Raw genomic sequence first — 13,440 nt, forward strand, 5'->3', positions numbered from 1 at the left:
GGTCAGGCAGCAACCGCCGCGCGGATCTGCTCCAGCACGTCCTTGGCGCTGGCCGGGATCGGAGTGCCCGGTCCGTAGATGCCCTTGACGCCGGCTTCGTAGAGAAAGTCGTAGTCCTGCCGCGGGATCACGCCGCCGACGAACACGATGATGTCGTCCGCGCCCTGCTTCTTGAGCTCGTTGATGATGGCGGGCACAAGCGTCTTGTGGCCGGCTGCGAGGGTGCTCACGCCGACGGCATGCACGTCGTTTTCGATGGCTTGCCGCGCGCACTCTTCGGGGGTCTGGAACAGCGGCCCCATGTCCACGTCGAAGCCCAGGTCCGCAAACGCCGTGGCCACCACCTTGGCGCCGCGGTCGTGCCCGTCCTGGCCCAGCTTGGAAATCATCACGCGCGGACGGCGCCCTTGCTCTTCGGCGAAGGCGTTGATTTCGGTCTTGAGGGCTTCCCAGCCCTCGGCGGAGTCATAGGCAGCTGCATACACACCGGTCACCTTTTGCGTGTCGGCCCGATGGCGGCCGAATGATTTTTCGAGCGCGTCCGAAATCTCGCCCACCGTGGCACGCAGGCGCACCGCATCGATGCTCAGCGCGAGCAGGTTGCCGGTGCCGTTCTCGGCGGCTTCGGTCAATGCATCGAGCGCGGCCTGCACCTTGGCGGTGTCGCGCGAGGCGCGGATCTTCTGCAGCCGTGCCACCTGCTGGTCGCGCACCATCACGTTGTCGATGGAGAGGCTGTCGATTGCGTCTTCGTTCTTGAGCTTGTACTTGTTGACGCCCACGATCACGTCCTTGCCCGAGTCGATGCGCGCCTGCTTCTCGGCGGCGGCCGCTTCGATCTTGAGCTTGGCCCAGCCGCTGTCGACCGCCTTGGTCATGCCGCCCATCGCCTCGACTTCTTCGATGATGGCCCAGGCCGCGTCGGCCATGTCCTGCGTGAGCTTCTCCATCATGTAGCTGCCGGCCCAGGGGTCGACCACGCTGGTGATGTGGGTCTCTTCCTGAATGATGAGCTGCGTGTTGCGCGCGATGCGCGAGCTGAACTCGGTGGGCAGCGCAATCGCTTCGTCCAGCGCGTTGGTGTGCAGGCTCTGCGTGCCGCCGAACACCGCGGCCATCGCCTCGATGGTGGTGCGCACGATGTTGTTGTACGGGTCCTGCTCGGTGAGCGACCAGCCCGAAGTCTGGCAGTGCGTGCGCAGCATCAGGCTCTTGGGGTTCTTGGGCTCGAACTCCTTCATGATCCGGCACCACAGGAGGCGCGCCGCCCGCATCTTGGCCACCTCGAGATAGAAGTTCATGCCGATGGCCCAGAAGAAGCTCAGGCGCCCGGCGAAGCCGTCTACGTCGAGCCCCTTGGCCAGCGCCGTCTTCACGTATTCCTTGCCGTCGGCCAGCGTGAACGCAAGTTCCAGCGCCTGGTTGGCGCCGGCTTCCTGCATGTGATAGCCGCTGATCGAGATCGAGTTGAACTTGGGCATGTGCTGCGCCGTGTACTCGATGATGTCGCCGATGATCCGCATGCTCGGCCCGGGCGGAAAGATGTAGGTGTTGCGGACCATGAACTCCTTGAGGATGTCGTTCTGGATGGTCCCGCTCAACTGGTCCTTCGCCACGCCCTGCTCTTCGGCCGCAACCACGTAGCCCGCGAGCACCGGCAGCACGGCGCCGTTCATCGTCATCGACACGGAGACCTTGTCCAGCGGGATCTGGTCGAACAGGATCTTCATGTCCTCCACCGAATCGATCGCCACGCCGGCCTTGCCGACGTCGCCGGTCACGCGCGGATGGTCGCTGTCGTAACCGCGGTGGGTGGCGAGGTCGAAGGCCACGCTCACGCCCTGGCCGCCGGCGGCCAATGCCTTGCGGTAGAAGGCGTTCGATTCCTCGGCGGTGGAGAAGCCGGCGTACTGGCGGATCGTCCACGGGCGCACCGCGTACATGGTGGCCTGCGGGCCGCGCAGGTAGGGCTCGAAGCCGGGCAGCGTGTCGGTGTACTTCAGGCCCTGCAGGTCGGCGGCGGTGTAGAGCGGCTTGACGGTGATGCCGTCGGGCGTGATCCAGTTCAGCGCGTTCACGTCGCCGCCCGGCGCGGACTTGGCCGCGGACTTGGCCCAGGCGCCGAGGTCGGCGGGCTTGAAGGTGGGTTCGGGTGTGCTGCTCATGGAGGGCGCCGCTTTGCAGTTGTCGTGCAGGGGATTACAGGGAATTCGCAAATTCGCTCGCAGGGATTTGCAAGCCGGCCGCGAGTCTAACCGATCCGTAATTATTAATTCAAACCCTCTTTTTGCGGTACATTCCTGCCCATGTCCGCTGTCACCCTTACCCCGCGCGCCCTCTATGAAGAGGTGGCCGAGCTGCTGCGCCAGCGGATCTTCCGCCGCGAGCTGGAGCCCGGCAGCTGGATCGACGAGCTCAAGCTCGCCGAGGAATACGGCATCAGCCGCACCCCGCTGCGCGAAGCCCTGAAAGTGCTGGCCGCCGAAGGCCTGGTGACGATGAAGGTGCGGCGCGGCGCCTATGTGACCGAGGTGTCGGAGCAGGACCTGGCGGACGTCTACCACCTGCTCTCCCTGCTGGAGAGCGATGCCGCCGGCGTGGTGGCCGAACGCGCCACCGAGTCCGAACGCGCGGAGCTGAAGAAGCTGCACGCCGAACTCGAAGCCGCCGCCGCACCGGGCAAGGAAGACCGGGAACATTTCTTCGCAGTGAACGAGCGCTTCCACATGCAGTTGCTGGCCATTGCCAACAACAAGTGGCGCGACCAGATGGTGGCCGACCTGCGCAAGGTGATGAAGCTCAACCGGCACAACTCGCTGCTCAAGGCGGGGCGGATTGCCGAGTCGCTGGCCGAGCACCGCTCGGTGATGGCGGCGATCGAGTCGCGCGATGCCACGGCCGCGATGGCGCGCATGCGCGAGCACTTCAGGAATGGCCTGGAAGCTGCGAATTGAGTTCGTCCGCAGCGATCAGATCAGTCTGCGTCGACCGTGCCGGCTTCCTTGGAGATCCGCTGAGCGACTTCCAGCATCCGCGGCGCCACGCGCTCCAGCATGACGTCCTTGGGCAGCAGGTAGGCCGGGCCGCCGCAACTCAGGCCGTAGCGCTCGCCGCGCGGCCCCTGCAGCGCGAAGCCGAGGGCATGGATGTGGGGATGCCACTCTCCGAAGGAAGTGCAAAAGCCAAGGCGTTCGTATTCGTCGATGCCCGCCGCCAGGCGCGGTTCCATTGAGGACCAGTTCTCGCCCGTTTCGATGCGGATCTGCTCCAGCAGCACCTCCCGCTCGGCCTCGGGCAGCGCCGCCAGGTAGGCGCGGCCGGCGGCAGAGGTGGCAATCGAAAGCCGCGCCCCGACCTCGATGCGCGAACTGATGAGCGCAGAACGGGGCCGCAGCGAATCGATGACGAGCATGTCGAGCTCGTCGCGCACGCCCATGTGGATGCTGGCACCTGCGAATTCGGACAGCTCCGTCAGATGGGGCCGCGCCACCGCGCGCAGATCGAAATGCCGCAGGTACCGGCTGCTCATGTCCAGCAGCGCCGGGCCCAGGCTGAAGCGCTCGCTGTCCCGCGACTGACGCAGGTAGCCGGCGCCCACCAGCGTGGCGGTCAGCCGCGAGACGGTGGCTTTGGGAATGCCGGTCGCGTCGGCCAGATCACGGTTTCCCATCGGCGCGGGCGCCATTCCGATGGTCTTGAGTAACGCCAAGCCGCGTGCCAGCGCGCTTACTTCTTCTTTGCTGCCAACAGCTTCGCTCATGAAGAACCTTTTTTGTTTCCCTGACCTCTTTATTCTTGAGCAAAAACAGGCAGACAAGCCACACTTGTTGCGCCATTGTTTCGGAACTGTGTTCTATTAAAAGAGGGTGAAACACGCCGATCTGGAGGCTGAAAAGGGCTTTTTTTCGGCGTCACAACGCGCCGAATCTCGTGATTCGGAATCGATCTCGAGAACACGGGGAACAGGAAGACGGCCGTACGGCCGCCCCTTCAGGCGGCCTGCGCGACCGGCTCGTGCGCCAGCGCCATCACCTCGTGCGGCGGGCGCGTCTTCAGGCGATGGTCGCTCCAGACCTGCCGCCAGCGGCGCGCGCCGGGCAGGCCGTTGCGCAGGCCCAGCATGTGGCGCGCGATCGACGACCACTGCGTGCCGTGCTCGGCCGCCTCGCGAACCATGTAGTCGCACATCAGCGACTCCACCTCTTCGCGCGTCAACGGCTGCGGCGCCGCGCCGAAGAACTCGGCGTCCCACTCGGCAAGCCACCAGGGGTTGTGATACGCCTCCCGCCCGACCATCACGCCATCGAGCAGCCGCAGGTGTTCGTGCACCTGTTCGTTGACGGAGATGCCCCCGTTGATCGAAAACCTGAGCGCCGGAAAGTCGTGCTTCAGCCGATGCACGAGTGCGTAGCGCAGCGGCGGAATCTCGCGGTTCTGCTTCGGGCTCAAGCCCTGCAGCCAGGCATTGCGCGCATGGACGATGAAGGTGCCGCAGCCCGCTTCGCTCACCTTGCCGACAAAGTCGCGCACGAACTCGTAGCTCTCGATCTTGTCGATGCCGATGCGGTGCTTCACCGTGACGGGCACGCTCACCACGTCGACCATTGCCTTCACGCAGTCGGCCACCAGTTGCGGCTCGTTCATGAGGCACGCGCCGAAGGCGCCGCGCTGCACGCGCTCGCTCGGGCAGCCGCAGTTCAGGTTGATCTCGTCGTAGCCCCATTCCTCGCCGAGCTTCGCGCAGTGCGCCAGGTCGGCCGGCTCGCTGCCGCCCAGCTGCAGCGCCACGGGATGTTCTTCAGCGTTGAATCGAAGGTGACGGGGCACGTCGCCATGCACCAGTGCGCCTGTCGTCACCATCTCGGTATAGAGCAGCGCGTGGCGCGACAACAGGCGGTGCAGGTACCTGCAATGACGGTCCGTCCAGTCCATCATGGGTGCAACGGAGATGACCTTCTCTTCCAAAACGCGGGATCCTGTTGTCGGCATCGGCCCGGACATCGGGCGCAGAAGGCCGCGATTTTCTCACGCGACCTGTTCCAGCGCCTCGGTCAGCTGTTCGACCGTGTACGGCTTGCGCAGCCAGGTGGTCCCCGCCAGCTCCTTCGCGGGCTGCGCCTGTCCGGTCACGAAGATCACCGGCACGCGGTAGTCGCGCAGCAGCCGCTCGGCCAGGTCGAGCCCCGACAACGCGGGCAGGCCGATGTCCACCATCACCACATCGAAGGCGCCCTCGAAGAAGCGCGAGATCGCGGCCTCGGCGCTTTTCACGCCCGTGGCCCAGTGCCCCAGGGCCTCGAGCAGTTTCAGGGTTGTGGCGAGCGTGTCGGCATCGTCCTCCACGAGCAGCACGCGAAGCTTGTTTGGCGGGTCATTGGTCATTTGCGTGACATTTTTCCAGACATCCCGCCGCGCTGCAGCATCCGCACCCCTTCATCCGCAGGGATGTACGACAGATGGCGGCGTTGTCCGACTCGACACACGGAGCCCACCCTGACAATGACCCCCTCGGCCGAGACAAGCCGAAGGACCGTTCTCTCCCCATATAACGATGACCCGCATCTATCTCATAGAAGACAACCCTCTGATCGCAACGACGCTGACCGACGGGTTGCAGGCATTTTCCGAATGCGATGTCATCGGCACCGCCACGACCTCCGACGAAGCCATCGACTGGCTGAAAGCCAATCCGGACGAGTGGGATGCGGCGGTCATCGACATGTTTCTTGCCAAGGGCAACGGACTCACCGTGGCGCAGTACCTGAAGGAGCACAAGGCTCCAGCGCAGCGCACGGTGGTGCTCATGAACTACGCGACCTCCGAAGTGCGCGAAGGCGCGCTGTCGGCGGGCGTTGATGCGGTGTTCGACAAGTCGCTGCAGCTGGAGGCGTTCTATGACTTCTGCGCAGGGCTGAACATCACGCCCCGGCGCTGACACAATCGGCCGCGTGCCGCTCGCCAAACACTGCCCGCCCCTCGCACTCGCGCTTGCATTGACCCTCGCCGCGCCCATGGCGCAGGCGGCCGATCCGGTGCTCCTCGTCACCTCGCCAGTTGCCCTGCAGGCCGCCGAGAAGTCCGGCGCCGGCTTCTCCCACTGGATCGGCAACGCAGCTGCTTCACCCGACGGCACCGCGACCAACCAGGCCTTGATGCGCTGGCCGGCCTGGCAGTCCATCGCCACGCCGATCGGCGACAGCCTCGCGCGCATCCAGCGCGGCGACAAGCAGGCCGGCGTGGGCATCTCGCGCTATCCGCACCGGCTGTTCGATGCGCGCTGGCTCGCGAGCCCCGATGCGTTCTTCGAACTGGTCGGCGTGGCCAACCGCATGGACCGCCGGCCCTTCCAGAACGGCGCATGCGGCGAGACGCGGCTGGTGTACCGGCTCGCGTACCGCACCGCCGCAATGCAGTCGCGGCTGCCGATGACCATCAACGTGGAACTGCGCGGCGATGCGCCCGATGCGGACGGCAGCTGCGCCAGCACCGCGCGGCGCTGGCAGCCGCCGCAGCCATCGATGCAGGACGAGGCGCTCGGCCGCTGGCTGGTTTCGCCCGAAGGCCCGCTCGCGCCGCAGCGGCTTGCACCCGCGCGCATCGCGCAGGTCACCACCAACCTGCAGAGCGTGCGCTGGCCCTCCGCGGTGCGGCCCGATCTCGGCGGCCATGCCGAATACATGCTGCGCGCCTTCCGCTGGAACGCCGGCACGAAGCGGTTCGACGTGGCACCGCTCGAGAACACGCCCGATGTCGCGCGCCTCAAGGCCAACCCGCCGCTGCGCAAGGAGCTGCAGCAATGGCTGCAGCAGCCCGCCAACCTGCGCGCGCTGGACGAAGCGACCGTGCAGATCCCCGAGAAATTTCTCGCGACCGAATCGATCTCGGTCGCACCGCGCGGCCTTGCGCGCCTCGCGAACCGGCCCTTCGCGCAAGTCTTCTCGCCCGGCGACTGGCAGCCCGTGCCCGGCAGCCGCACGCTGCAGTCGCCGCAGGCCGTGCTGCGCCGCCTCGATGACCTCAGCTGCACCGGCTGCCACCAGAGCCGCGCGGTCGCGGGCTTTCATCTGCTCGGCGTCGACCGGCGCGGCGCATCGCGCACCTTCACGACGGGCAATGCGCTCGCACTGCCTCACTCACCGCATCTGCAGGACGAGCTGGCACGCCGCAGCAACTACGTGCAGACGGCGCTGACCACCGCACGGCCCGACCCGTTCCGGCCGCTCGCCGAACCGGACAGCGCAAACACCGCACCCGAGAAGGCTGCGGTCGGCGCAAGCTGCGAGCCCACCCGCATCACGCAGGCCGCCAACCCGTGGCTGGACCGCGCCGAAAAGCTGCCGCGCGTCGCCTGCGAAGGCGTGTTCTCCGTGTGCGAGAAAACCTCGGTCGGCTTCCCGGGCGGCATGTGCTCGGGCCCTTGCGATCCGCTCGACAGGAACGGCACCTGCGGCGGCATCGCGATCCTCAGCGACTTCAACCAGTGCCTGGCCGCGAACAAGCCCTTCGGCGAATGCCTCGCCAAGCACACGCGCCCCGGCAACCTGCGCAGCTGCTCGGCGCAACAGCCCTGCCGCGACGACTACATCTGCGCGCAGGCCGAGGGCCAGCCCGAAGGGCGCGGCGCCTGCATTCCGCCGTACTTCCTCTTTCAGATGCGGGTGGACGGGCACTCCTGATACCCGCTGCGGCGGTGCAAGGACGAGTTCAACGCAGACCTGCTGGTGTTCGTCAGAACCTGATCGAGCCGATTGGGCGGAGCTCAATGCCATTCCTGCGAACGATGTGCGGCTGCAGAGTGTGTAGCGTTGGCTCCTTCTCTTGCTCCTTCCCCTCCCGGGGGAAGGCTGGGATGGGGGCACGACAGCGCTCGCTTCATCGCAGCGCTTTATCGAACGCCGCTTGCCCCCACCCCTGCCCTCCCCCGGAAGGGGAGGGAGAAAAGCCGGGCATCACGCCTCCTCGTACCACCTGTCCTTCGCCAGCATCACCCGGTGATGCCCGTGCCCCGACGGCATCATCGGAAAGCAGTTCTCCTGCGCCGCGACCTGCACGTCGAGAAAGAACGGCCCCTCGCTCGCGAGGCACTCGGCCAGCGCGGCTTCGAGCTCCGCCGGGTCCGACACGCGGCGCGCCCCCCAACCGAAGGCCTTCGCCAGCGCCACGAAATCCGGCAGCGCCTCGTTCCAGCTGTGGCTCAGGCGGTTGCCGTGGTTCAGCTCCTGCCACTGCCGCACCATGCCCATGTAGCCGTTGTTGCACAGCACCAGCTTCACCGCCGTGCGGTGCTGCACCGCGGTCGACAGCTCCTGGATGTTCATGAGCACCGACGCATCGCCGCTCACGCACACGCACAGCGCATCGGGATGGCCGATCTGCGCGCCGATGGCGGCCGGCAAACCGTAACCCATCGTCCCGGCCCCGCCCGAGGTGAGCCAATGGCGCGGGCTGTCGAAGCGCAGGTACTGGGCGGCCCACATCTGGTGCTGGCCCACGTCGGTCGAGACGATCGCATCGCGCCCGCTGCGGCCGATGGCCTGCTGCAGCGTCGTCATCAACTGCTGCGGAAGGATCGCTTCCGCACGCGGCTCGAAGCGCAGGCACTCCTCGGCGCGCCAGCGCTCGATGCGCTCCCACCACGGCGCAAGCCGCTCCGGCGCAAAGCCCTCGGCGGGCAGCAGCGCCAGCACCGCGGCAAGGATCGCCGCGCAGTCGCCCACCATCGGCACATCGACCTGCACGACCTTGTTGATGCTCGTCGGGTCGATGTCGATGTGGATCTTCCGCGCATGCGGGCAGAACTCGTCGAGCTTGCCGGTCACGCGGTCGTCGAAGCGCGCGCCGACGCACACCACCAGGTCGGCCTCGTGCATCGCGAGGTTCGCTTCCAGGTTGCCGTGCATGCCGAGCATGCCGATGAACTTCGGGTCGGACGCGGGAAAGGCGCCCAGCCCCATCAGCGTCAACGTGCAGGGCGCATGCAGGCGGTTCACCAATTGGGTGAAAGCCTCGCAGGCCGCAGGGCCGGAGTTGATGAGCCCGCCGCCGCCATAGAGCACCGGGCGCCGCGCGGTCGAGAGCAAGTCGGCCGCGCGCTGCAGCATCGCCTTCGGCGGCAGCGCCGCCCTGCTTGCGCGCAACGGGCGCAGCGGCGCGGGGGCTGCGCCATGACCCAGGCGCATCAGCTGGATGTCCTTCGGCACATCGAGCAGCACCGGCCCCGGCCGGCCCGACGATGCGATCTCCAGCGCGCGCCGCACCAGCGACGGCACATCGTCCGCCGCGCGCACCTGCTGGTTCCACTTGGTCACCGAGCGCGACATGCCCAGCGCATCGCTCTCCTGGAAGGCCTGCGTGCCGATGACCGCCGTGGCCACCTGCCCGCTGATGCACAGCACCGGCACCGAATCGCTCATCGCATCGAGGAGGCCCGTGATGGTGTTGCCCACCCCCGGCCCCGAGGTGACCAGCACCACGCCCACGCGCCCCGTGCTGCGCGCATAGCCCTCGGCCGCATGCACCGCGGCCTGCTCGTGGCGCACCAGCACATGGCGCAGCCGCGGCTCGCCGTGCAGCGCGTCGTACAGCGGCAGCGCCGCGCCGCCGGGGTAGCCGAAGATGGTGTCGACACCGCACTCGACCAGCGTATCGAGCAGGGCCTCCGCACCGTTGCGCACACGGGGTGCGGCCTCGGGGTGAAGGGACAAGGAAGACGTGAGGGGAAGGTCGAGCAATCGCATGCCGTCAATTCTTCCGCTCCTGAGGCAGAATTTGCTTCTTTCTTTTGGCTCTTTGGCTTCCATTTATGAAAACCAATCGGAAAACAGCATCTTCTGAAGAAGGATCTTTCGACAAGATCGATATGGCCATTCTCCGCGTGCTGCTGCTCGACTCGCGCAAGACCCTGCAGGAAATCGGCAACGAGGTCGGCCTGTCGCCCACCAGTTGCTGGACGCGCATCAAGAAGCTGGAGGCGCAAGGCGTCATCAAGCGCTACACGGTCGACGTCGATCCGGCCAAGCTCGGCTATCACGACTCGGTGATCGTGCAGGTCACGCTCGAGAGCCACACCGACGAGACGCTCTACGACTTCGGCCGCGTGCTCGCGACCATTCCGGAGATCCAGGAGGCGTACCTGGTGTCGGGCGACTACGACTACTACATCCGCATTGCCGTGCGCGACACGCGCGACTACGAGCGGCTGCTGCGCGAAAAGCTCTACAAGATCCCCGGCATCCGCCACAGCAAATCGCACTTTGTGCTGCGGGTGCTGAAGGAGACGAGCGTGCCGATCATCTGACGGCGCCGCCCTCCCCTCGGGCTCAGAGCCGAATCAATTCCACCCGCCGGTTTCTCGCACGCCCCGCCTCGTTGTCGTTCGGCGCCACCGGCTCGGCCGCACCCGCGCCGCGCGTGGTGAAGCGGCGCGGGTCCACACCCGCCTTCACCAGCACGCCGATCACCGCGACCGCGCGGCGCTTGGACAAGTCGTCGTTGTGCTTCGCCTCCCCTTGCGCATCGGTGTGGCCCACCACCGAGAGCTTGAGCGGCGGGTTGTTGCGCATGAGCTTGGTCATCTCATCCAGCGTGGGCTGCGACTCGGGGCGGATCACGTCCTTGTCCAGGTCGAACAGGATGCCGTAGAGGTTGATGCGCCCCGTCTCGGCCAGGCTCTTCTGCATGGCCGAGGCATCGACGAACACGATCTTGTCGCCCTCCATCGCCTTGGCTTCCACCACGCGCACGAAGGCATGGTTGCCGACGTCGGCGTTGTGCTCGGCCAGCGCGATGCTGGCGTACACGGTGCCGGTGGGGCCGGTCTTCTTCGCGAGCAGATAACGGCCGCTCACCGAAAAGTAGTTGCGCACGTAATCGGCGCGGCTGCCTAGCCTCGGCCATTCCGGGTCGTCGAGCGCTAGCGCGAAGTCGTAGGGCGTGTTGGTGTCCACGCTGTTGGGGCGCTTCTGGTAGCAAGAGGCATTGGCGGTGCCGCAGGTGAAAAGCACGTCGAAGCCCTTGGCCTTGAGGCTGGCTTCGTAGTTGCGCTGCACTTCGAGCAGCGAACGGCCGGCGGGCAGCTTGTAGTGATAGATCGAGACCTTGCCCTCGAGCTTCAGCAGGTCGGGTTTGCCGCCACCCCAGTTCTGGAACGGCTCCTTGATGAGGCCGACCTCGTCGTAGGCCGTGACCTTGGTGCCGTCGAGCACCGCGCCTTCGTAGCGGCCGACGAGGGGGTGGTCTTTCTCGGGTGCGGCGGCGGCAAAAGCGGCAACGCAAAGTGCGGCCGTTGCAGCGAGGAAGGCGAGCTGTTTCATCGGAGGTGTCGAAAGGAGCGGCGACGCCCGGGATGCTAGGACGAGCACGGACCGTTGTGCATTCGACGGACGGTCTATGCCGTGGGCAGTTGGTTGGTCGAGGCACCGACGCTGCGGGCAGGACGCGGCGGCGGCTGACAAAGGCGTGAGGCCGGAGGACGTTTACTCGTTTGCGAGGCGCCGGTGCATCGCGTGCTGAATCACGCGATCACCTGCACGAGCCAGTCCATACAGGAGATTTCCGCATGTCAGCAACAACAAACAAAGCGATTCTGGAGAAAGCCAACGCGGCCATCGAGAAAGGTGACTACGAAGGGTTCCTCGCGCTCTGCACCGAGGACACGGAATGGACCTTCGTCGGCGACCGAACGCTCAGCGGCAAGCAAGCCGTTCGCGAGTGGATGGCGACTGCCTACACCGAGCCGCCCAGGTTCGAAGTCCATCACCTGATCGCCGAGGGAGACATCGTCACGGCACTAGGCGAGATCACGCTGAAAGACGAAGCGGGCAAGGACACGCGTCATGCGTACTGCGATGTCTGGCGCTTCCGCGAGGGCAGGATGGCCGGGCTGCACGCCTTCGTGATCGAGGGGCCTCTGCAAGGCGGTGCCGCTCCGGGACGCTGAGAGAGGCATGCAGACGCGACCGGCCGGGCCGCCATTTATCTGGGGGAGAAAAGTTGGTCATTTTGGATCGATGACATCAAACTCGAACTGCACCGGATCGGAGTCCGCGACGTAGGCGCTGATGAGGTAGTGGCCGGCAGGATCGCCATCGGCCACGTCCCAAGACTTCGATATGGTGCCGTCATGGATGGTCAGGGTCACGTCCAGCGAAATAGTCTTGCGATCCGCTGACGTACCGTAAGGCTGGCCACCGCTGCCCCACGTCTTCGGTGTTTCCGGCAATGTCACACGTTCGAGAACGCGGACCTTGCCAGACTTCTGGTTGAGCTTCAGGATCCAACCGTAGTTTTGGTTGATCGCCCGTGGCACGGTCTTCGAAACCTTGAAGCCCAGCACGTCGTTGTTGGGCGCGAGCTTGAAGAGCCCAAAGACCGCATCGAGCGGGCACGCGCCATTCGCTGTAGCAGCGACGGCGCAAGCTTTGAACACGGCGGCATTGGATTCAGAAATGGATCCATGCGATGCGACACCCGTTGTTTGAGCGCCAATGTGGGTGCACGCGACCGCGGCGAAAAGAACAAAAAAGTGGCGTAAATATTTCATGGCAGCTGAGGCTCAGCAAGCGACTGTCAAACGGTCAAGCCTTCGATGCCAATTGGCGCATCTGAACGTTGGGCATTTGATTGGAAGTCTTCCTCGCAGCATGAACGGCCGGCCGTGGCCGCCCCTGGCCACGGGGCTTCGCCAACGTCAGTTCGCCGCAAAACAGTACATCAACCCCGCGCTCCCGCTCATCTTCAGCTGATCGACGCTGCAACCCCGCGTCCCATGCGAGGAGTTCCAAGAAGCATTGGCGACCGGATCGGGATTGGTGCCCTTGTGGTCGTGGTGGCCCACGATGGCGGAGCCGCCGTCGCCCTTGGTCCAGTTGCCGCACGTCGTGTCCTTGCCGGCGTCGGGCACGGCCAGGGTGCCGTCGGGGCGCGAGCCGGTGAGGATGTCGTGGCGATTGACCGGATCGCCGAAGCCGGAGACGACCTCGCCCTTCTCGGTCAGCGAGGTGTCCTTGCCGACCTTGGCGTTGGCGCTGTGCAGGTCGGCCACGCTGGTGGCGACGACCACGCCCTTGGCGTTGGTCCACGGGCCGCTGCCGATGCGGTCACGCGCGTTGACGGCCGGCTGTCCGTTCGCGGCCGTGGTGCTCAGGTAAGCGCGCCATGTCTTGTTGCCCGCCCCCGCGCTCGTGGCCAGCGACTGGCAGAAGCGGTCGGCGCCGGCCAGGCTGCCGAGGTCACCGCCCTTGCCGGGGTTGGCGCTGGTGATGAAGAAGCTCATCGGGTTGCCGCCCGATGAACCCATCGCACCGCAACCGATGATCAGTGCGGCGGCTGCGACGGCGGCGCCAGTGGAAAGAAGCAAGCGACTGGACATCGGGACACTCCTGGCAGTATTGGAGCGGGGAGGCTACCGCACCGTGGTGCAAGCGGCAATCCGGACCGGCC

Annotated in this window: 13 protein-coding genes; 5 read left to right on the top strand and 8 right to left on the bottom strand. The window is 66.0% G+C overall.

Going from position 1 to position 13,440, the window contains the following annotated elements; genetic code table 11:
* Positions 1 to 2: 2 nt before the first annotated feature.
* The gene (gene scpA / locus M2282_RS02335) at positions 3 to 2,165 is read right to left on the bottom strand and encodes a methylmalonyl-CoA mutase (protein WP_280807169.1); all 2,163 of its coding nucleotides are present in this window, start codon (positions 2,163 to 2,165) and stop codon (positions 3 to 5) included.
* A gap of 141 nt (positions 2,166 to 2,306) precedes the next feature.
* Between scpA and M2282_RS02340 the strand changes: the two genes are divergently transcribed.
* Positions 2,307 to 2,954 carry a GntR family transcriptional regulator gene (locus M2282_RS02340; RefSeq protein ID WP_280807170.1) on the top strand — a complete coding sequence of 216 codons (648 nt, stop codon included), beginning with the start codon at positions 2,307 to 2,309 and terminating at the stop codon, positions 2,952 to 2,954.
* 20 nt (positions 2,955 to 2,974) lie between these two features.
* On the opposite strand, the gene M2282_RS02345 is transcribed toward M2282_RS02340, so the two are convergent.
* The 3 genes from M2282_RS02345 to M2282_RS02355 all read right to left on the bottom strand — a co-directional run bounded on the left by M2282_RS02345 (position 2,975) and on the right by M2282_RS02355 (position 5,382).
* Entirely contained in the window at positions 2,975 to 3,760 is a 786-nt protein-coding gene (locus M2282_RS02345; protein ID WP_280807171.1) for an IclR family transcriptional regulator, read from the bottom strand.
* Positions 3,761 to 3,990: 230 nt separating this feature from the next.
* Positions 3,991 to 4,989, bottom strand: coding sequence for a tRNA dihydrouridine(20/20a) synthase DusA (gene dusA / locus M2282_RS02350; protein WP_280807172.1), 999 nt, complete (start codon positions 4,987 to 4,989; stop codon positions 3,991 to 3,993).
* Between the two features lie 36 nt (positions 4,990 to 5,025).
* Positions 5,026 to 5,382, bottom strand: coding sequence for a response regulator (locus tag M2282_RS02355; protein WP_280807173.1), 357 nt, complete (start codon positions 5,380 to 5,382; stop codon positions 5,026 to 5,028).
* Between the two features lie 169 nt (positions 5,383 to 5,551).
* Here M2282_RS02355 and M2282_RS02360 point away from each other — a divergent pair, with 169 nt between their 5' ends.
* The gene (locus M2282_RS02360; protein ID WP_280807174.1) at positions 5,552 to 5,935 is read left to right on the top strand and encodes a response regulator; all 384 of its coding nucleotides are present in this window, start codon (positions 5,552 to 5,554) and stop codon (positions 5,933 to 5,935) included.
* Between the two features lie 13 nt (positions 5,936 to 5,948).
* Entirely contained in the window at positions 5,949 to 7,676 is a 1,728-nt protein-coding gene (locus M2282_RS02365; RefSeq protein ID WP_280807175.1) for a hypothetical protein, read from the top strand.
* 273 nt (positions 7,677 to 7,949) lie between these two features.
* On the opposite strand, the gene ilvB is transcribed toward M2282_RS02365, so the two are convergent.
* Positions 7,950 to 9,737 carry a biosynthetic-type acetolactate synthase large subunit gene (gene ilvB / locus M2282_RS02370; protein WP_280807176.1) on the bottom strand — a complete coding sequence of 596 codons (1,788 nt, stop codon included), beginning with the start codon at positions 9,735 to 9,737 and terminating at the stop codon, positions 7,950 to 7,952.
* Positions 9,738 to 9,802: 65 nt separating this feature from the next.
* Here ilvB and M2282_RS02375 point away from each other — a divergent pair, with 65 nt between their 5' ends.
* Positions 9,803 to 10,297 carry an Lrp/AsnC family transcriptional regulator gene (locus M2282_RS02375; RefSeq protein ID WP_280807177.1) on the top strand — a complete coding sequence of 165 codons (495 nt, stop codon included), beginning with the start codon at positions 9,803 to 9,805 and terminating at the stop codon, positions 10,295 to 10,297.
* Between the two features lie 22 nt (positions 10,298 to 10,319).
* Here M2282_RS02375 and M2282_RS02380 read toward each other — a convergent pair whose 3' ends face one another.
* Complete coding sequence (locus M2282_RS02380; protein ID WP_280807178.1) at positions 10,320 to 11,312, bottom strand: OmpA family protein; 993 nt, start codon at positions 11,310 to 11,312, stop codon at positions 10,320 to 10,322.
* Between the two features lie 245 nt (positions 11,313 to 11,557).
* On the opposite strand from M2282_RS02380, the gene M2282_RS02385 reads away from it, so the two are divergent.
* Positions 11,558 to 11,938: a nuclear transport factor 2 family protein gene (locus tag M2282_RS02385; RefSeq protein WP_280807179.1), complete on the top strand. Its 381-nt coding sequence runs from the start codon at positions 11,558 to 11,560 to the stop codon at positions 11,936 to 11,938.
* A 57-nt stretch (positions 11,939 to 11,995) separates the two neighbouring features.
* Here the strand turns inward: M2282_RS02385 and M2282_RS02390 are convergent, their stop codons facing one another.
* The gene (locus M2282_RS02390) at positions 11,996 to 12,541 is read right to left on the bottom strand and encodes a hypothetical protein (RefSeq protein WP_280807180.1); all 546 of its coding nucleotides are present in this window, start codon (positions 12,539 to 12,541) and stop codon (positions 11,996 to 11,998) included.
* A 147-nt stretch (positions 12,542 to 12,688) separates the two neighbouring features.
* Positions 12,689 to 13,369: a hypothetical protein gene (locus tag M2282_RS02395; protein WP_280807181.1), complete on the bottom strand. Its 681-nt coding sequence runs from the start codon at positions 13,367 to 13,369 to the stop codon at positions 12,689 to 12,691.
* Between the last annotated feature and the right edge of the window lie 71 nt (positions 13,370 to 13,440).

It is taken from the genome of Variovorax boronicumulans, from assembly GCF_029892485.1.
Classification (GTDB): Bacteria; Pseudomonadota; Gammaproteobacteria; order Burkholderiales; family Burkholderiaceae_C; genus Variovorax; species Variovorax boronicumulans_B.